General features: G+C 66.1%; 15 protein-coding genes and 1 pseudogene. 15 read left to right on the forward strand and 1 reads right to left on the reverse strand.

Annotated elements, in window-relative coordinates:
• Positions 1-7: 7 nt before the first annotated feature.
• The 5 genes from AUL28_RS01650 (at position 8) to leuC (ending at position 5,581) form a co-directional block, all read left to right on the forward strand.
• A complete protein-coding gene (locus tag AUL28_RS01650; RefSeq protein ID WP_062230443.1) occupies positions 8-826 on the forward strand; it encodes a class I SAM-dependent methyltransferase in 819 nt (272 codons plus the stop codon).
• Positions 827-898: 72 nt separating this feature from the next.
• A complete protein-coding gene (locus tag AUL28_RS01655) occupies positions 899-1,957 on the forward strand; it encodes a bile acid:sodium symporter family protein (protein WP_062230444.1) in 1,059 nt (352 codons plus the stop codon).
• Positions 1,958-2,063: 106 nt separating this feature from the next.
• Positions 2,064-2,870, forward strand: coding sequence for a transporter substrate-binding domain-containing protein (locus AUL28_RS01660; protein ID WP_062230445.1), 807 nt, complete (start codon positions 2,064-2,066; stop codon positions 2,868-2,870).
• Positions 2,867-3,688: an amino acid ABC transporter permease gene (locus AUL28_RS01665; RefSeq protein ID WP_062230446.1), complete on the forward strand. Its 822-nt coding sequence runs from the start codon at positions 2,867-2,869 to the stop codon at positions 3,686-3,688. Before AUL28_RS01660 ends, AUL28_RS01665 begins: the two co-directional genes overlap by 4 nt.
• A 477-nt stretch (positions 3,689-4,165) precedes the next feature.
• Positions 4,166-5,581, forward strand: coding sequence for a 3-isopropylmalate dehydratase large subunit (leuC, locus tag AUL28_RS01670; RefSeq protein ID WP_062230447.1), 1,416 nt, complete (start codon positions 4,166-4,168; stop codon positions 5,579-5,581).
• 91 nt (positions 5,582-5,672) lie between these two features.
• On the opposite strand, the gene AUL28_RS01675 is transcribed toward leuC, so the two are convergent.
• Positions 5,673-6,791, reverse strand: a complete 1,119-nt coding sequence (locus AUL28_RS01675; RefSeq protein ID WP_192843376.1) for a GGDEF domain-containing protein — start codon at positions 6,789-6,791, stop codon at positions 5,673-5,675.
• Between the two features lie 314 nt (positions 6,792-7,105).
• Between AUL28_RS01675 and AUL28_RS01680 the strand changes: the two genes are divergently transcribed.
• The 10 genes and pseudogenes from AUL28_RS01680 to AUL28_RS01725 all read left to right on the forward strand — a co-directional run bounded on the left by AUL28_RS01680 (position 7,106) and on the right by AUL28_RS01725 (position 16,886).
• Positions 7,106-7,576, forward strand: a complete 471-nt coding sequence (locus AUL28_RS01680) for a GNAT family N-acetyltransferase (RefSeq protein ID WP_058599466.1) — start codon at positions 7,106-7,108, stop codon at positions 7,574-7,576.
• A gap of 201 nt (positions 7,577-7,777) precedes the next feature.
• Positions 7,778-8,167 carry a succinate dehydrogenase, cytochrome b556 subunit gene (gene sdhC, locus AUL28_RS01685; RefSeq protein WP_058636691.1) on the forward strand — a complete coding sequence of 130 codons (390 nt, stop codon included), beginning with the start codon at positions 7,778-7,780 and terminating at the stop codon, positions 8,165-8,167.
• Between the two features lie 11 nt (positions 8,168-8,178).
• Positions 8,179-8,556, forward strand: a complete 378-nt coding sequence (gene sdhD / locus AUL28_RS01690) for a succinate dehydrogenase, hydrophobic membrane anchor protein (protein WP_058599467.1) — start codon at positions 8,179-8,181, stop codon at positions 8,554-8,556.
• Between the two features lies 1 nt (position 8,557).
• Positions 8,558-10,396, forward strand: coding sequence for a succinate dehydrogenase flavoprotein subunit (gene sdhA, locus AUL28_RS01695; protein ID WP_058636681.1), 1,839 nt, complete (start codon positions 8,558-8,560; stop codon positions 10,394-10,396).
• Positions 10,397-10,507: 111 nt separating this feature from the next.
• The gene (locus AUL28_RS01700; protein ID WP_062230449.1) at positions 10,508-11,674 is read left to right on the forward strand and encodes an App1 family protein; all 1,167 of its coding nucleotides are present in this window, start codon (positions 10,508-10,510) and stop codon (positions 11,672-11,674) included.
• A gap of 153 nt (positions 11,675-11,827) precedes the next feature.
• On the forward strand, positions 11,828-12,607 hold the full coding sequence (locus tag AUL28_RS01705; RefSeq protein ID WP_058599470.1) for a succinate dehydrogenase iron-sulfur subunit: 780 nt from the start codon (positions 11,828-11,830) through the stop codon (positions 12,605-12,607).
• A 91-nt stretch (positions 12,608-12,698) separates the two neighbouring features.
• Positions 12,699-13,322: a peptide-methionine (S)-S-oxide reductase MsrA gene (gene msrA / locus AUL28_RS01710; RefSeq protein ID WP_062220100.1), complete on the forward strand. Its 624-nt coding sequence runs from the start codon at positions 12,699-12,701 to the stop codon at positions 13,320-13,322.
• Between the two features lie 131 nt (positions 13,323-13,453).
• Positions 13,454-13,957 carry a DNA starvation/stationary phase protection protein Dps gene (gene dps, locus AUL28_RS01715; protein ID WP_058599471.1) on the forward strand — a complete coding sequence of 168 codons (504 nt, stop codon included), beginning with the start codon at positions 13,454-13,456 and terminating at the stop codon, positions 13,955-13,957.
• 141 nt (positions 13,958-14,098) lie between these two features.
• A pseudogene (locus tag AUL28_RS01720) lies at positions 14,099-14,562 on the forward strand (GFA family protein).
• Between the two features lie 134 nt (positions 14,563-14,696).
• A complete protein-coding gene (locus AUL28_RS01725) occupies positions 14,697-16,886 on the forward strand; it encodes a primosomal protein N' (protein WP_306302746.1) in 2,190 nt (729 codons plus the stop codon).
• Positions 16,887-16,909: the final 23 nt, after the last annotated feature.

The raw sequence follows: 16,909 nt of genomic DNA on the forward strand, positions 1-16,909 counted from the left end.
GGCTGTTATGGACGAGCATTTCGCGGCCAATCTGGCCAATTGGAACGAGCGCGCGCGGCTCCACGCCAGCGACACGACCGGCTCCTACCGGATCGCGCAGGTTCTCTCCGGCGGCTCCTCGCTTCACGCGATCGAAGCCGGCGAGATCGGCGATCTGGCTGGGCTCGATGTCGTGCATCTGCAATGCCATATCGGGCTCGACACCCTGTCGCTGAAGCATCTGGGCGCTCGCTCCGTCACCGGGCTCGACTTCTCGCCCGACGCGCTGGCCGCCGCGCGGGACTTCGCGGCGCGCGCGGGAACGGACGCCCGCTTCGTCGAAGCCTCCCTCTATGACGCGCCAGAAGCGCTCGGCGCGCAGTATGATCTGGCCTTCGTCACCTGGGGCGCGATCAACTGGCTGCCGGACATCGCGGCCTGGGCCAAGGTCGTGGCGGATGTCCTGCGCCCCGGCGGGCGGCTTTATCTCCTGGAAGGGCACCCCGTTCTCAACCAGTGCGAATGGCGCAACGGGCAACCGGTCCTCACCTACGACCACCGCACGCCCACCGCCCAGCCGCTCGTTTTCGACGAGACGCAGACCTATACGGGCGATGCCCGGCCACTGACGCAGACGCGCAATTACGAGTGGATTCATGCGCTGAGCGACATCGTGAACGCGCTGATCGGCGCGGGCTTGCGGCTCGACTTCCTGCGCGAGCACGATCAGATCGCCTGGCGCGCCTTTCCCGACATGATCGAGACCGGCGTCGATCTGTTCTCCCTGCCCCCTGGCGTGCCGCGCCTTCCCATGAGCTTTTCGATCGGAGCGACCAAGCCGCTCTGATCTTCCCCCAAGCGCCGGCTGACCTCCATCGGGCCGGCGCACTCACCGCAGACCGACGAGGATGCGCGTCTCATGAGTTTCACCAGCCGCCTTCGGGCCATTCCGGTCGATCGCTTCCTTCTGATGCTGATCGCGACCGTCGGTATCGCCGCCATCTTGCCGGCGCGAGGCGAGGTGGCGGAAGCCTTCGACTGGATCACCTACGGCGCCATCGCGCTTCTGTTCTTTCTGTATGGCGCGCGCCTGTCGCCGCAGGCCGTCTGGGCGGGCCTCCTGCATTGGCGTCTGCAAGGCCTCGTGTTTCTTTCGACCTTCGCACTGTTTCCCCTCGTCGGGCTGCTCGTCGCGCCGCTGGCGGACCGCGTCATCCCGGGCGAACTGGCGCTCGGTCTTCTCTACCTCACACTTCTGCCCTCCACGGTGCAGTCCTCCATCGCCTTTACCTCGATCGCAGGCGGCAACGTGCCGGCGGCGCTGACCAGCGCTTCGGTCTCCAACATGCTGGGCGTCATCGTCACGCCCGTTCTCGTGCTTCTGCTGGCGAGCGGCAGCGGCGACGGGGCCTTTTCCTTCGACGCCATCGAAAAGATCGCGCTTCAGATCCTCGCGCCCTTCGTCGCCGGCCAGATCGTCCGGCCGCTGATCGGCGGCTGGCTGGCGCGTCACAAGCCGGTGACGGTCGTGGTGGATCGCGGCTCGATTCTTCTCGTCGTCTATGCCGCCTTCTCGGAGGGCGTCGTGGCCGGTGTCTGGTCGAGCCTCGACTGGCAGGATCTCGCGATCGTCGTGCTGTTCGATATCGCGATCCTTGCCGTCTCGCTGTCGGTCACGACGCTCGCGGCCCGCAAGCTCGGCTTCAATCGCGAAGACGAGATCGCCATCGTCTTCTGCGGCTCCAAGAAGAGCATGGCGACGGGCATTCCGATGGCCGGCATTCTGTTTGCCGGCCATGCCATGGCGCTCGTCGTCCTGCCGCTGATGCTGTTCCACCAGATCCAGCTCTTCGCCTGCGCCGCGCTGGCGCAGCGCTACGCGCGCCAAACCAAGGCCGTGCCGACGCCCAGCGTCACGGAGGCTGCCGCCGAGGAGCGAGACAGCGTGGACAAAGCGGCCGCCACGACCAATCCTTGAGAGACGGCTTTCTCTCTCAAAGCCCTGCCGCGAACGCTTCGTTCTTGGCAGGGCCGCCTCTGCCATGACACTTTCCCCGAGCCCGACCATCGCGGAACCTCAGCCCATGATCCACCGCCGCCTTTTCCTCGCCGCCGCTGCTCTCGCCCTCGCGCTGCCGGGCACGGCCTACGCGCAAGGGGCCGCGCTGCCGGACCTCAAGGGCCGCGAGATCGTGGTGGTGACGGAGAATGCCTATCCGCCGCTGCAATATCTCGACCCCGCCAGCGGGCAGGCGGTGGGCTGGGAATATGACGCGATGAACGAGATCGCGCGCCGCCTCAACGCCAAGGTGCGCTACGAGAACGCCTCCTGGGACGCGATGATCACGGCCGTCTCCGCCGGCCAGTACGATATCGGCATGACCGGCATCACCATTCGCGAGGATCGCAAGGAGAAGGTCGACTTCTCCGATCCCTACATGCTCTCGCAAATGGTCATGATCGTGCGCGCCGACGAAAACCGATTCTCGGACGCGGCCTCCTTCAAGGCGATGGACAAAGGGCTGGTGGGTGCGCAGGCCGGCACGACACCGTTCTACACCGCCGTTTACGAGGTACTGGACGGCAACGAACAGAACCCGCGCGTCAAGCTGTTCGAGACCTTCGGCGCGCAGATCCAGGCGCTGCGCGCGGGGGATGTCGATCTCGTGCTCAGCGATCTCGCCGGCGGTCAGGCCTCCGTCGCCGCATCCAACGGCGCGCTCAAGATCGTCGGGGAGCCGCTGGGCAAAGACGAATTCGGCTTCATCTTCCCCAAGGGCTCCGATCTCGTCGCGCCCGTCAACGCCGCCATTGCCGCGCTCAAAAGCGATGGCACGCTCGATGCCCTCACGCAAAAATGGTTCGTGGACGCCAAGCTCGGTCAGCCGTGAGCCGCTTCCCCTTGGGGTTCAGGCTTCGTGCCCGGCTCGCCGAGCCGGATTTTCCCTGGTGGCTCGTCGCCCTGGCCGTGCTCGCTCTCGCCGCAGCCCTCGTCATCGCGGCCGAGGCCGGGCTGCGGCAGACCCTCGCGATTCTCGCCACGGGTCTCCTGACCACCGTCGAAGTCACCGCGCTGGCCTTTGCCGGTGCGCTCGGGCTCGGCTTTCTCGTGGCGCTCGCCGGGCGCTCGCGCCGCCGCGTTCCTCGCAATCTCGCGCGCCTCTATGTCGAGATCGTGCGCGGCGTACCCGTGCTCGTACTCCTGTTCTGGATCGCCTTTGCCGGCGTTCCCGGCACGGTCGCCGCCTGGAACTGGCTGGCAACCCCGCTGCGCGAGGCCGGCCTTCTCTCCGAACTCCTCGTGCGCGACGTCTCGCTGCTGATGCGCGGCGTTCTCGCCCTCGTCATCGCCTATTCCGCCTTTATCGCCGAAATCATCCGCGCCGGTCTCGAATCCGTGCCCAAGGGCCAGACCGAAGCCGCCGAAGCCTTGGGTCTCTCGCCCTTCCAGCGCCTGCGCCTCGTCGTCCTGCCGCAGGCGATCCGCACCGTTCTGCCCCCGCTCGGCAACGATCTCGTCGCCATGGTCAAGGACTCCTCGCTCGTCTCCGTGCTCGGCGTCGCCGACATCACCCAGATGGGCAAGGTCTATGCCTCCGGCTCCTTTCGCTTCTTCGAGACCTATTCCGTCGTCGCCTATCTCTATCTCCTCATGACCGTCTCCCTCTCGCTCGCCGCCCGCGCGTTGGAGCGCCGCTTGCGGCGGTGAGGCAAGGGCAGGGGCGCTGCCCCCGCACCCCCGGCAGGGGAAATGATTTCCCCTGCACCCCTCATTCTCTTGGCGCATGTGTCCGAAACCCGGCGGAGCCGATGGCCCTGCCGGGTTTCGGAAAGACGTTCCAAAAGAAAGGAAGGGTTCGGGAAGTCCTTCCCGAGCGGGGATCGGGGCGGCAGCCCCGCCTTTCCCTCACCCGCGCAACAGGGCATTGCGCAGCCGGGCGGGTGGGCGTATTTTGGAACGATGCGAAAGAGCGCGAAGTCCGAGGGCCGTTTGCCGACCACGCTAGGGTTTTCCCCGGTGGAGGATCGCGCACGGATGCCCGGCCGCTTTTTCTACCGGCAGATTTCGGCCGTACTGCTGACGCGCTGACGCCGCGCGGCCTCGGGGCCGCCGCCTTCTTCCTGTTCGATACTGTCAGGCGCGGTGGCCCTTGGGCCGACCGGCCGTTTTGAAGACGATAAGCCCATGAGCCAGACTGTGAAACCTCGCACGCTCTACGACAAGATCTGGGACGATCACCTGATCTCGACCGACGAGAACGGCGGCAGCCTTCTCTATATCGACCGTCATCTCGTGCATGAGGTGACGAGCCCGCAGGCCTTCGAGGGGCTGCGCGCGGCGGGGCGCAAGGTGCGCCATCCCTCCCGCACGCTGGCGGTGGTGGATCACAACGTGCCGACCTATGACCGGCGCGGCGGCATCCACAACGAGGAAAGCCGCATCCAGGTCGAGACGCTGGCCAAGAACGCGGCCGAGTTCGGCGTCGAGTATTTCAACGAGGTCGACAACCGCCAGGGCATCGTCCACATCATCGGGCCGGAGCAGGGCTTCACGCTGCCGGGCATGACGATCGTCTGCGGCGACTCGCACACTTCGACGCATGGCGCGTTCGGCGCGTTGGCGCATGGGATCGGCACGTCGGAGGTCGAGCACGTGCTCGCCACGCAGACGCTGATCCAGCAGAAGGCCAAGAACATGCTCGTCCAGGTGGACGGGGCGCTGCCCGAGAGCGTGACGGCCAAGGACATCATCCTCGCCATCATCGGTCAGATCGGCACGGCGGGCGGCACGGGCTATGTCATCGAGTTCGCCGGCGAGGCGATCCGCGCGCTTTCGATGGAAGGGCGGATGACGATCTGCAACATGACGATCGAAGGCGGCGCGCGCGCCGGCCTGATCGCGCCCGATCAGACGACCTTCGACTATATCGAGGGCCGCCCGCGCGCGCCGAAGGGGGCGGCGTTCGAGCAGGCCCTGTCCTACTGGAAGACGCTGCACACGGACGAGGGCGCGCATTTCGACAAGGTGGTGCGCCTCGACGCGGCGAACCTGCCACCCATCGTTTCCTGGGGCTCCTCGCCGGAGGATGTCGTGTCGATCGACGGGGTGGTGCCGAACCCGGACGAGATCGCCGACGAGGCCAAGCGCGACACCAAGCGCCGCGCGCTCGACTATATGGGCCTCCAGGCCGGCACGAAGATGACGGACATCACGATCGACCGCGTCTTCATCGGTTCCTGCACCAATGGGCGCATCGAGGATCTGCGCGCGGTGGCCAAGGTCGTGGAAGGGCGCAAGGTGGCCGACAGCGTGTCGGCCATGATCGTGCCGGGTTCCGGCCTCGTGAAGCTTCAGGCGGAGGCCGAGGGTCTGGACAGGATCTTCCGCGAGGCCGGGTTCGACTGGCGCGAGCCGGGCTGCTCCATGTGCCTCGGCATGAACGAGGACCGGTTGAAGCCGAACGAGCGCTGCGCCTCGACCTCGAACCGCAATTTCGAGGGCCGTCAGGGCTTCAAGGGCCGCACCCATCTCGTCTCGCCCGCCATGGCGGCGGCGGCGGCGGTGGCGGGCCGCTTCGTCGATATCCGCGAGTGGAAGTGATCTGACGCGTGAGCCCTTCCGGTGCGCCGGATGGGCTCACGCAGGGTCTTGAGAGCGTTGGACCGGCGAAGCGCAGTCGCTTCGCCGGTTGTCAGGCGGCCCGCCGGACCGGCCCTGCCGCCACTGCGAGCGTTGGAGCGATCTTGTCGGCCTCGACGCGGTTTCTCCCATGCGACTTGGCGATGTAGAGCAACTTGTCGGCGCGGCTCACCGCGTCCCAAAGGGACTCGTCCCGCTCGAGCGCGACGACGCCGAAGCTGGCGGTGATTTGCCGATCCTGAAGGTCGAACGGCCATTGGACCTGGCAGAGCGTCTTTCGAATCCGGTTGGCGAGGTCGCGCGCTTCGCCCAGGCTCATGTTCCTTTGGAACAACGCGAATTCTTCGCCGCCGAAGCGACACACGCAACCCTGCGGCTTCGCCATTTCGCCCATGAGCGCAGCAAAGCCGCAGATAACGGCATCGCCCGCCTCATGGCCGTAGCGGTCGTTGATCTGCTTGAAGAAGTCGAGATCGGCGACGATCAGGGCCGACGTCGCGTCCGAAGAGGCGCCGCGCCGCGATTCCGTTACCCGCCGTTCGAAGCCGCGCCGGTTCAGGGCCAAGGTCAACGCGTCGAGATCGGACGAGCGGCGGTGGTGCTCGATCAGATCGAGCCCGATGGCCAACAGCACCGCAAAGGCCATGGCGACGCCCGAGATCGCGCCGCTCAACTGGAACACGAAGGCCCATTGGGAGTCGCGCCAGTTGAGGCTGGTCAGGGGAACATCCTGAGGCAGGGCCATCAGAAGGACGTTCTGGAGCCCGAGGCTCGCGGCCACCATGACGCAAAGCCAAAAGAGCACGCGGTCGATACGGCGTTCCTCGCGCGGACCCATGCAGGTCGCGGCCAAAAGCATGAGCAGAGCGCAACCGGTCTGCACCACGAGAATATCGAGCGTCACGCTACCGATCGGGCCCATCGCCAAACCGGACAGGATGCCTGTCACGACGATGATACCGGCAATGGCACCCAGCCGCGGCCGGCGTCCCATGCGGGCAGCGAGTGCGAGATTGGCGCCGCCCAGAGCCAGGAGAAATACCATCGACTCGAACACCGGCTTCAGGAAGGCGTGTTCCGCCGCAGGAAGGATGGTCGAGGCGAAGCCGATGGCGACGAGGGAGAAGCAAAGGCTCCACCCGTGCAGGCTGCGGTCGAAGCGTCCCAGCACGGCGAATCCAATTCCGAATGCCAGAAAGACAGCGGGAACCGCCCAAGCCAAGATGCTCGCCTGCATGGAACCTCGATATTTCGTCATGATCAATGCGGGGTCGGATGATCAACGGTTCAGAAAGGATGTTTGCTGATCTCGTCCGGCCCCTGCACCTTTGACCGATGTAAGTTATGGCGGTCTTAACAGGCCTCTGATGGCACGATGCATCCGTATCGGCGCGCTGTCTTCCTGGGCGTGTCAGCCGTGCCCCGGGCCGGCGGACTCTACGAAAGCGCCTTGACCGGAGCCGCGTTCCGCCGCACATCGGGAGCATGAGCGCGAGCGAGCCCCTTCCTGATATCGAGATCGGCCTTCTCCGGCTGAAGGACGCGCGCGATCTGGCACCCCTGCTTTCGGCTTATAACCAGGCGATGTTCCGGGGCGCACCCGGCGCGCCCGATACATTCTATGCCGAGCAATTGCTGCAGGATCGCACCGGCGAGATCCTGGGCGCGCGGGTGGATGGCGCGCTGGTCGGCTTTCTTGTCTTCTACGATCTGCCCGATCCCTGGACCGGAATGCGCGCCGGCATGGCCGATCATGTGTTCGTGGATCAGGCGCATCGGCGCAAGGGTATCGCCAAGGCCATGGTCGATCTTCTGGCCGAGGAGGCCGACGGGCGGGGCTGGTCCCGGCTCGTGCTCCACGCGCCGCGCCATGGCGGCTCGGGTCGCCATCTCTACGAGAAGGTGGCCGAGCCGGCCGACTGGTCGAGCTACGTCATCCGCTTTCTGGATCGCTAGCGCGCAGCGGCCGCGCGTCGCAGACGCGGCGATATAATCGGTTTGGATCGTGCGCGGGCCTGAAACCTCGATTCTGCGGCTTGATTTCGCGCTGCGAAGGGGCTTTTAGAAATTCTCCAGATGCTGGGGACGGTCTTTGGCCGGCCGCGGCCGAACCGATTCACGACCGCAACCCATCAGCGACTGCTTCAGGAGCCGTTCTTGTCCAAGATCCAATCCCAACGGCCATTGTCGCCGCACCTGTCGGTGTATCGTTTCCGCCCGACCATGGCGATGTCGATCCTCCACCGCATCACCGGCGGCGCGCTCTATTTCGGCACCGTGCTCGTGGTCTGGTGGCTGATGGCGGCGGCGAGCGGTGAAGCCTCGTTCCACCATGCCTCGGGCTTCTTCGGCTCGATCTTCGGTCGCATCATCCTGTTCGGCTATACCTGGGCGCTGCTGCACCATGCCGCCGGCGGCATCCGCCACCTGATCTGGGACACCGGCACCGGCCTCGGCCGCGAGGAGTCCACCCGTTTCGCCATCGCCACGCTGGTCGCCTCGCTCGTCGGGACGGTTCTTCTGTGGCTCGTCGTCGCCATCTTCTAAGGATCAGCGCCATGGATATGAGAACGCCCCTGAAGCGCGTGCGCGGCTCCGGCGCGACCGGCGAAGGCACCGGCCATTTCTGGCTTCAACGCCTCACCGCCGTCGCCAACCTCTTTCTGATCGCCTTCTTCATCGTGCTCCTGATCTCGCTGCACGACGAGGGCTACGACACGGTGCGCGCGGCGCTCGCCAACCCGATCGTCGGCCTCGTGATGGCGCTTGTGGTCGTGGTGCCCTGCATCCATATGCGCCTTGGCATGCAGACGATCATCGAGGATTATTTCCACGGCGCGCTGAAGCTGCCGCTGATCATCCTCAACACCTTCTTCGCGTTCCTGGTCGGCGCCGCCGCCGTGTTCGCGATCATCAAGATGAGCTTCGGAGCCTGATATGGCCACAGCACAGCCGCATCGCACCGCCGCGCCGGGCCAGAACGGCAAGGCCTATGAGTTCGTCGATCACGTCTTCGACGTCGTGGTCGTGGGCGCCGGCGGCGCGGGCCTTCGCGCCACGCTCGGCGCCGCCCAGGCCGGCCTGAAGACCGCCTGCATCACCAAGGTCTTCCCGACCCGCTCGCACACGGTCGCAGCCCAAGGTGGTGTCGCCGCCTCGCTCGGCAATATGGGCGAGGACAACTGGCGCTGGCACATGTACGACACCGTCAAGGGGTCGGACTGGCTGGGCGATCAGGATGCCATCGAATATCTGGTGCGCAACGCGCCCGCCGCCGTCTACGAGCTGGAGCATTTCGGCGTGCCCTTCTCGCGCACGCAGGACGGCAAGATTTATCAGCGCCCCTTCGGCGGCATGACCACCGATTTCGGCAACGGCCCGCCGGCTCAGCGCACCTGCGCCGCCGCCGACCGCACCGGCCACGCCATCCTGCACACGCTCTATGGCCAGTCGCTGCGCTACTCGTCGGAATTCTTCATCGAGTATTTCGCGATCGACCTGATCATGGACGAGGACGGCGCCTGCCGCGGCGTCGTCGCGCTCAACATGGATGACGGCTCGATCCATCGCTTCACCGCCAAGAAGACGATTCTGGCGACCGGTGGTTATGGCCGCGCCTATTTCTCGGCGACCTCGGCCCATACCTGCACGGGCGACGGCAACGCCATGGTGCTGCGCGCCGGCCTGCCGCTGCAGGACATGGAGTTCGTGCAGTTCCACCCAACCGGCATCTACGGCGCGGGCTGCCTCATCACGGAAGGGGCGCGCGGCGAGGGCGGCTATCTGACGAACTCGGAAGGCGAGCGCTTCATGGAGCGCTATGCCCCCTCGGCCAAGGATCTGGCGTCACGTGACGTCGTGTCCCGTTCGATGACGATGGAAATCCGCGAAGGGCGCGGCGTCGGCAAGAACAAGGACCACATCTTCCTGCATCTCGACCATCTCGACCCGAAGATCCTGCACGAGCGCCTGCCGGGCATTTCGGAGTCGGCGCGCATCTTCGCGGGCGTGGACGTGACCAAGGAGCCGATCCCGGTTCTGCCGACCGTCCATTACAACATGGGCGGCATCCCGACGAACTATCACGGCGAAGTGCTGACCAAGAAGGACGGCAATGCCGATACCGTCGTGCCCGGCCTGATGGCCGTCGGCGAGGCGGCCTGCGTGTCGGTGCACGGCGCCAATCGCCTGGGCTCCAACTCGCTGATCGACCTCGTCGTGTTCGGCCGCGCCGCCGCGCTGCGCTGCGCCGAGACGGTGACGCCAGGCGAGGGCCATGCGCCGCTGCCCAAGGATGCCGGCGAGAACTCCCTCGCGCGCCTCGACCGCTTCCGCTACGCCCAGGGTTCGACCTCGACGGCCGAGCTTCGCGACAACATGCAGCGCACGATGCAGTCCAACTGCGCCGTGTTCCGCACGGGCGAGGTTCTGGAAGAGGGCCACGAGAAGATCCATCAGGTCTGGCAGTCGTCCGATGACGTGCGCGTCACCGACCGTTCGCTGATCTGGAACACGGACCTGATCGAGACGCTGGAATACGACAACCTGATCTCGCAGGCGGTCGTGACAATGGACTCGGCTCTCGCCCGCCAGGAATCGCGCGGCGCCCACGCCCGCGAGGACTTCCCCGATCGCGACGACGCCAACTGGATGAAGCACACGCTCTCCTTCTGCGATACGCAGAACAAGACGGTGCGCCTCGACGATCGTCCGGTGCACACCTACACCATGTCCAACCAGATCGAGTATATCGCGCCCAAGAAGCGCGTTTACTGATCGGCGGATCATCACCGCATCATCAAAGGCCGCCTTTCGGGGCGGCCTTTTTGCTAAGCCGGGCGGCACGCCACCTTTCCGATGCGGGGTGACTTCGCTATTTCGGCTGGAATGAGTGTCAGGGCGCTGCGCGCGATCGGTGAACATCTGCTGCGGCGAAGCCGGATCGTACGCTTTGCGGTGAAGCAGCGCCTGCGGCTGACCGACCAGCCGACACTCGTGGTCTATCCCGGTCATTTCACCGGCGGGCGTCTGACGCTGCTTGGGCGTGTCTTGGAAGACGAGGGCGTCTTCGGCGCGGCGCATTCGAACTCGACCTTCCGCAATCTCTATCTCACCTTCAAGCGCTACGAGACCGACGAGATTGGCGGCGCGCGCCTCCAGTGGGAGGGGCTCGGCCAATCGGGCGAAGTGGTGAGCCAGCGCGACGGTTATTTCCGCATTGAGGCGGAAGGGCTCACCATGCCCGAGGGCGACGCGCCCTGGGCGCGGATCCGCGTGACGCTGCAAAAAGCGCGCGGCTATGATTTCGCGCCGATGAGCGTGGAAGCGCGGGCGCGGGTTGTCTCGCCCAAGGCGCGCTTTGCCATCATCTCCGATATCGACGACACGATCATCCATACCGGTGCCTTCAAGATGCTGCGGCATTGGCGCATCGTCACGGCCAATTCGCCGGAAGCGCGTCTGCCCTTTCCCGGCGTGTCGCGCTTCTACCGCGCGCTTTGCGAGGGCGCGGCGGGAGCGGAGACCAATCCGGTCTTCTATGTTTCGTCCAGCCCCTGGAACCTCGCCGACATTTTCGAGCGCTTCATGGCGCTGCGCAGCATTCCGGTCGGGCCCATGCTCCTGCGCTCGCTTTCGTCCGACGCGCTCGGCTGGCTCCTGCGCCGCCACCATGGCCATAAGGACCGGATGATCGACGCGGTGATGGCGGCCAACCCGACGCTGCCCTTCATCCTGATCGGCGACAGCGGGCAGAAGGACGCCTCGGTCTATGCCAGCGCGGTGGAGCGCCATCCCGGCCGGGTTCTGGCGGTTCATATTCACGATGTCCTGCCCGCTGGCTCACCCATGGAAACCGTAAAGGCGGCGCTGCGGCGTATCGAGGCGGCGGGCGTTCCGACGACGCTGGGGCGCACGCTGGCCGACGCCGCGCGGCAGGCGGAAGGAGCGGGGCTGATCGCGCCCGGAACCGAGAACGCGGTTCTCGCCGAGATCGCGGCCGAGGAGGGCAAGCCCAGCCGTTTCGGCCGTTTTCCTCTGATCGTGCAGCCCTGATGGCAGGCTTTGGCCAGCCTCGAAAAGATTCCGAAAGCTGCGCGCGGCTACAATCGTTTAAAGCGGCGCTGCGTGCATCGGCCTTGTTGCACCGCCGCGCTATTCGTGTTTAGCCCCATTCTAAAGAACTGACGTCGCAGCGGAACACGCCCCATGGTGGAACTCAGCCTTCCCAAGAACTCCGTCGTCGGCAAGGGCAAGACCTGGCCGAAGCCGGCTGGCGCCTCGAATGTGCGCGAGTTCGGCATCTATCGCTGGTCGCCCGATGACGGCCAGAACCCGCGCGTCGACACGTTCTATGTCGATACCGACGATTGCGGCCCGATGGTTCTCGACGCGCTGCTCTGGATCAAGAACAATGTCGACTCGACCCTGACGCTGCGCCGCTCCTGCCGCGAAGGCATCTGCGGCTCCTGCGCCATGAATATCGACGGCTCCAACACGCTCGCCTGCACCAAGGGCATGGACGAAGTGTCGGGCGCGGTGAAGGTCTATCCGCTGCCGCACATGCCGGTCATCAAGGATCTGGTGCCCGATCTCACCGTGCCTTACGCGCAGCTCCGCTCGATCGAGCCCTGGCTCAAGACCGAGACGCCCGAGCCCGAGAAGGAATGGCGCCAGAGCCATGAGGACCGTGAGAAGCTCGACGGGCTCTACGAGTGCATTCTCTGCTTCTGCTGCCAGACCTCGTGCCCGAGCTACTGGTGGAACGGCGAGCGCTATCTCGGCCCCGCCGTGCTGCTCCAGGCCTATCGCTGGCTGATCGATAGTCGCGACGAGGCAACGGGCGACCGGCTGGACGAACTCGAAGACCCGTTCAAGCTCTATCGCTGCCACACGATCATGAATTGCACGCAGGCCTGCCCCAAGGGCCTGAACCCGGCCAAGGCCATTGCCGAAATCAAGAAGATGATGGTCGAGCGCCGCGTCTGACGCGTCTCGCGCGATCCATTTTCGCACCCGCCTTGCATCCGCCGTCTTGCACGCGCCGTATCTGGAGCGAACGAGACGGCGGAGCTTTTTCATGATGCGTTCGAACTTCGTGCGGCCGGGCGTGGTCGCCCTCGCCCTTCTGGCGAGCCTTGCGCCCGTGGCCGCGCAGGCCGAAGAGGCGATCTTTGCCGGCGGCTGCTTCTGGTCGATGGAAACCGATCTCGACCGGGTGGAGGGAGTCACCTCCACGACCTCGGGCTATATCGGCGGCACGCTGCCCAACCCGACCTATCAGGACGTCATCACCGAGCGCACCGGCCATTACGAGGCGGTAAAGGTGACCTACGACCCGGCCAAAATTTCCTATGAGAAGCTTCTTTCGGCCTATTTCCATTCGATCGACCCGACGGATGCGGGCGGCCAGTTCTGCGACCGTGGCCCGTCCTATCGCACCGCGATCTTCCCGCTCGATGACGCCCAGCGAAAGGCGGCCGAGGCGAGCGAGAGGCAGGTGGCGGCCGATCTGAAGCAGGACATCGCCACGAAGATTCTGCCGACGGCGACCTTCTATCCGGCCGAAGAGTACCATCAGGACTTCGCTCGCAAGAATCCCGGCCATTACAACGCCTATCGCATGGGCTGCGGGCGGGACCGGGCGGTGCGCGCCGTCTGGGGCGACAAGGCGCAGATGGGCCTGAAGCCGGCGCACGGTTGAGGCTGCGACATCTCGCGCGCGAAAAATCTATGCTGAGGTGGAACCGAAACGACGCTGCGCTCTTTTCCTGCACAAGACGCCGGCGCCATGACGCGCGCCGGCTTGCGTGTGAATGATCGCAGGAGCGTTCGATGTCCAAGGCGGGCAAGACCCCCATCCATCCCACCAAGAACTCGATGAACGAGAACCTGCGGGCCTCGATGATCGAGCTTCTGCAGAAGCACCTGGCCTCCTCGATCGACCTCAGCTACCAGGCCAAGCAGGCCCACTGGAACGTCAAGGGCTCCAACTTCATCGGCGTCCACCTCATGTTCGACCGCCTTCATGAAGAAGCGGAAGGCTATGTGGACACGATCGCCGAGCGTCTGACGGCGCTGGGTGGGCAGGCGCGCGGCACGGTTCATGCCTCGGCCGAAGCGACGCTGCTCGATCCTTATCCGCTCGACCTCGTCGACTCGATGGACCATCTCAAGCGTCTGGCCGACTCCTATGCTAAATGGGGCGGCGCGCTGCGCGAGGCCGTGGAAGAGGCCGACGAGGCAGGCGACGACCTCACCGCCGACCTTTTCACCGAAGTCGGCCGCGCGATCGACAAGTCGCTGTATTTCCTCGAAAGCCATTTCCAGCGCGCCTGAGAGAGCTTTCCTCTGGCCCATCGAGAAGGCGTCCGCGAGGGCGCCTTTTTCGCGTTTCGAGCATGGGTCGAGGCCATCGCGTCCTTGCTCGGGCGAACACGCCGCCGCACAATAGGCTCCCGACAGGAGGCCGTTTGAGAGATGAGACATCCCGACCTTCCGCTCGAAGGCGGCTGCCGCTGCGGCCGCATTCGTTTGCGCCTCTCCGGCCCGCCGCTCGCCACCTTCGTCTGCCATTGCACGGGCTGCCAGCGGATGAGTTCCAGCGCCTATTCGCTGAGCGCCATGGTGCCGTCTGACGGATTCGAGATCCTCTCGGGTGAGCCGGTGCGCGGTGCCTGAAACAGGGTGGCATCCATCATGTCTTCTGCCCGGACTGCATGAGCTGGCTTTTCACGCGCTGGGAGGGGATGGACGGGCTCGTGAACATCCGCCCGACCATGCTCGACGAGACCACGTGGTTCGCGCCCTTCATCGAGACCTATACGAGCGAGAAACTGCCCTTCGCTGAGACCGGCGCGCATCGGAGTTTTCCGAAATTCCCCGACGAGGCGGAGTTTCCGATGCTGCTTCAGGCCTACGCCGAGGCCGTCTCGCACGGATGAAGGCTGGGGGCGGCCTTGCTCCGGCCGCGAAGCGTCGCCATCTGAGCCCCATGCCCCTGGTGCAGCGCTTGCCTCCCTGACACCAGCCTGCCATTCCGGGGCCATCCGCCGTTCCGCAGCTGAGCCGATCCGCCTTGTCCCTTCTCGGAGACCTTTTCCCGGCCCGAACCGTTCCGGTGCTGGTGCCCATGCCCGCCGAGCGGCCCTATAGCTATGTCGTGCCGGATGGGATGATGGTGCAGCCGGGCTCCATCGTGCAGGTGCCGCTGGGGCCGCGTCAGGTGGCTGGCGTCGTCTGGGACGGCGAAACGGACGCGGTGGACCCCAAGAAGCTGAAGGCGATCACCCACGCTTTCGACTGCCCGCCGTTGCCCGACGCCATGCGCCGCTTCATCGACTGGGTGGCCGAGTACACGCTCTCCCCGCCCGGCCTCGTCGCGCGCATGGTGTTGCGCGTGCCCGTCGCCTTCGACCCCGAACCCTTCGTGGACGGGCTGCGGCTCACCGACCAGCGCCCCGAACGCCTGACGCCCGCGCGTCAGAAGCTTCTGGAAACCGCAACGGCCGGGCTCGAATGGACGCGGCCGGGTCTCCTCCACGCAAGCGGCGTGTCCGCCTCCGTCCTGGACGGTCTGGTGAAGGCCGGCTCGTTCGAGACGGTGAAACTGCCGCCGCACCCGATCGTCTTCCCGCCTGACACGAGCTATGGTCGCGCGGACTTGAGCGACACGCAGCGCGAGGCGGCCGACCGGCTGTGCGAAGCGGTGGGGGAGGGGGGCTTTTCCGTCTCGCTCCTGGAGGGCGTCACCGGATCGGGCAAGACCGAAGTCTATTTCGAAGCGGTCGCCAAGGCGCTGGAGGCGGGGCGGCAGGTCCTGATCCTGCTGCCCGAGATCGCGCTGACGCAGAGCTTCATCGACCGGTTTCACGCGCGCTTCGGCACCGAGCCGGCGCAGTGGCATTCCGACGTGCCGCCGCGCAACCGCGAGCGTGTTTGGCGGCAGGTGGCGGAGGGGCGCGTGCGGGTCGTGGCCGGCGCGCGCTCGGCCCTGTTCCTTCCGTTCAAGGATCTCGGCCTCATCATCGTCGACGAGGAGCACGACCCCGCCTACAAGCAGGAGGATCGCACCTTCTACCATGCGCGCGACATGGCCGTGGTGCGCGGCCATATCGGCGAATGCGCGGTTATTCTGGCGTCGGCGACGCCCTCGCTCGAAACGCGCGTCAACGCCCGCGCCGGGCGCTATCGCCACGTGCCGCTGACCGGGCGCTTTCAGGCCGCCGCGCTGCCGAGCCTGCAACTGGTGGACCTGCGCCGCCACCCGCCCGCCAAGGGGCGCTTCATATCGCCCGTTCTTCATACGGCGATCGAGGAGACCATCGCGCGCGGCGAGCAGGCGCTGCTCTTCCTCAACCGACGCGGCTATGCGCCGCTGACGCTCTGCCGCGCTTGCGGCCATCGCTTCCAGTGCCGGCAATGCTCCTCCTGGCTGGTGGACCACCGCCTGCGCGGCGTGCTCCAGTGCCACCATTGCGGCCATTCCGAACGCCGGCCCGAGGCCTGCCCGAGCTGCGGCACGCTCGATCATCTCGTCGCCTGCGGGCCGGGGGTGGAGCGTGTGGCCGAGGAAATGCTCCACGCCTTTCCGGAAGCGCGCACCATCCTTCTCTCCTCCGACCTGCCCGGCGGCGCGCGGCGGCTGCGGCGCGAGCTGGACGCCGTGGCCGAGGGCGAGGCCGATATCGTGATCGGCACGCAGCTCGTGGCCAAAGGCCACCACTTCCCGCTGATGACGCTGGTCGGCGCGGTGGATGCCGATCTCGGCCTCAACAATGGCGACCCGCGCGCGGCCGAGCGCACGTTCCAGCTTCTGCACCAGGTGACGGGCCGCGCCGGGCGCTCCGGCCTGCCGAGCCGGGGTCTGATCCAGACCTTCGCGCCCGAACATGCCGTGATGCAGGCGATCGCGGCCGGTGATCCGGAGCGCTTCTACGAGCGCGAGACGGCCGAGCGCGAGCGCGCCGGTCTGCCCCCGTTCGGACGATTGGCGGCGATCATCGTCTCAGCCGATTCGCGGCGCGAGGCGGAAGAATATGGTCGCCTCCTGCGCAAGGCCGCGCCGGAGGACGGCGATCTCGAAGTGCTCGGCCCCGCCGAAGCGCCGCTCGGCCTCGTGCGCGGGCGCCATCGCTTTCGGCTCCTGATTCAAGGAGGGCGGCGCGCGCCGATCCAGAGCTTCGTCCGAGCCATGGTGGCGAGCGCTCCGCGCCCGCGCGGCTCGGTGCAGATCCAGATCGACATCGATCCGCAAAGCTTCCTATGAGAGCGCAGAGAGTTCGACGCGAA

Origin of the sequence: Aureimonas sp. N4 (assembly GCF_001463925.1) — a bacterium.
Taxonomy (GTDB): domain Bacteria; phylum Pseudomonadota; class Alphaproteobacteria; order Rhizobiales; family Rhizobiaceae; genus Aureimonas; species Aureimonas ureilytica_A.

Bases quoted from the DNA above. Each gene is read 5' to 3' on its own strand.
- AUL28_RS01650 (WP_062230443.1), top strand. From the start codon at position 8: ATGGACGAGCATTTCGCGGCCAATCTGGCCAATTGGAACGAGCGCGCG.
- AUL28_RS01655 (WP_062230444.1), top strand. From the start codon at position 899: ATGAGTTTCACCAGCCGCCTTCGGGCCATTCCGGTCGATCGCTTCCTT.
- AUL28_RS01660 (WP_062230445.1), top strand. From the start codon at position 2,064: ATGATCCACCGCCGCCTTTTCCTCGCCGCCGCTGCTCTCGCCCTCGCG.
- leuC (WP_062230447.1), top strand. From the start codon at position 4,166: ATGAGCCAGACTGTGAAACCTCGCACGCTCTACGACAAGATCTGGGAC.
- AUL28_RS01680 (WP_058599466.1), top strand. From the start codon at position 7,106: ATGAGCGCGAGCGAGCCCCTTCCTGATATCGAGATCGGCCTTCTCCGG.
- sdhD (WP_058599467.1), top strand. From the start codon at position 8,179: ATGGATATGAGAACGCCCCTGAAGCGCGTGCGCGGCTCCGGCGCGACC.
- sdhA (WP_058636681.1), top strand. From the start codon at position 8,558: ATGGCCACAGCACAGCCGCATCGCACCGCCGCGCCGGGCCAGAACGGC.
- AUL28_RS01700 (WP_062230449.1), top strand. From the start codon at position 10,508: ATGAGTGTCAGGGCGCTGCGCGCGATCGGTGAACATCTGCTGCGGCGA.
- AUL28_RS01705 (WP_058599470.1), top strand. From the start codon at position 11,828: ATGGTGGAACTCAGCCTTCCCAAGAACTCCGTCGTCGGCAAGGGCAAG.
- msrA (WP_062220100.1), top strand. From the start codon at position 12,699: ATGATGCGTTCGAACTTCGTGCGGCCGGGCGTGGTCGCCCTCGCCCTT.
- dps (WP_058599471.1), top strand. From the start codon at position 13,454: ATGTCCAAGGCGGGCAAGACCCCCATCCATCCCACCAAGAACTCGATG.